This is a genomic window from Massilia sp. Bi118 (assembly GCF_918697865.1).
In the GTDB taxonomy this organism is placed as follows: Bacteria; Pseudomonadota; Gammaproteobacteria; order Burkholderiales; family Burkholderiaceae_D; genus Telluria.
This window is the reverse complement of the sequence record NZ_CAKKMV010000043.1, coordinates 1-1,346: the sequence shown is the minus strand read 5'-3', so window position 1 is coordinate 1,346 and position 1,346 is coordinate 1. Positions and strand designations below refer to the sequence as shown.

Here is a 1,346-nt window from a genome sequence, read left to right as displayed (position 1 = left end):
ATGAAAATCTATCCAGTCATCCTCTCCGGCGGCGCCGGTACCCGCCTGTGGCCGCTTTCGCGTGCTTCGATGCCAAAGCAGCTCCTGCCGCTGGTCACCGACAAGACCATGCTGCAGGAAACCGCCTTGCGGGTCCGCGGCTGGCCGGGGTTGATGGCGCCGCTGGTTGTCTGCGGCAACGAACACCGCTTCCTGGTCGCCGAGCAGTTGCGCGAGGTGGGCATCACCCCGAGCGGCATCCTGCTCGAGCCGGTCGGCCGCAACACGGCCCCGGCCGTGACCGCGGCCGCGCGGCATCTGGCAGCCGACGATCCCGACGCCATCATGCTGGTGCTGCCGGCCGACCACGTGATCGAAAAGAACGAAGCCTTCCGCCAGTCGGTCGAGCGCGCGTACCAAATGGTGCAGAACGGTTCGCTGGCCACCTTCGGCATCGTGCCGAGCGTGCCGGAAACCGGCTACGGCTACATCCGCCGCGGCGAGCCGCTGCCGGGCGTCGACGACTGCTACAAGATCGAGCGCTTCGTCGAAAAGCCGGACCGTAACACCGCCGAAGGCTTCGTGGCCGATGGCGGCTTCTACTGGAACAGCGGCATGTTCATGTTCCGCGCCGACCGCTTCCTGGCCGAGATCGAGCAGCACGCGCCGGCAATCGCCAGGGCCGCCGAGCAGGCCATGCACAACGCCTACCGCGATCTCGACTTCTGCCGCCTGGACGAAGCCGCCTTCACGGCCTGCCCGTCGGATTCGATCGACTATGCGGTCATGGAACATACCCGTGACGGCGTGGTCGTATCAAGCGACATCGGCTGGAGCGACGTCGGTTCCTGGTCGGCCCTGGCCGATGTCCAGCAGGCCGATGCCCACGGCAACGTGCAGCGCGGCGACGTCTACCTGGACGGCGTCAGCAATTCGCTGGTGCGCGCCGAGAGCCGCATCGTGGCCGTGGTCGGCGTCAAGGACCTGGTCGTGGTGGAAACCCCGGACGCGGTGCTGGTGGCGCACAAGGACCAGGTCCAGCGCGTCAAGAACATCGTCGACCACCTGAAGGTCCAGGAGCGTACCGAGCACCTGTACCACACCCGGGTCTACCGTCCGTGGGGCTTCTACGAAGGCATCGACGCCGGCGAGCGCTTCCAGGTCAAGCGCATCTGCGTCAAGCCGGGCGAGAAGCTGAGCCTGCAGATGCACCATCACCGCGCCGAGCATTGGGTGGTGGTGTCGGGCACCGCGCGCGTCACTTGCGGCGACAGCGTCAAGCTGCTGGCCGAGAACGAGTCGACCTACATCCCGATCGGCATGACCCACCGCCTGGAAAACCCGGGCAAGCTGCCGCTGCACCTGAT

At 66.6% G+C, this 1,346-nt stretch carries 1 protein-coding gene; it reads left to right on the top strand.

The genetic code is table 11. The annotated features are described in order from the left end of the window. Nucleotides 1-1,346: mannose-1-phosphate guanylyltransferase/mannose-6-phosphate isomerase (locus LQV39_RS26290; protein ID WP_230030139.1), on the top strand; the 1,346-nt coding region annotated here is incomplete at its 3' end.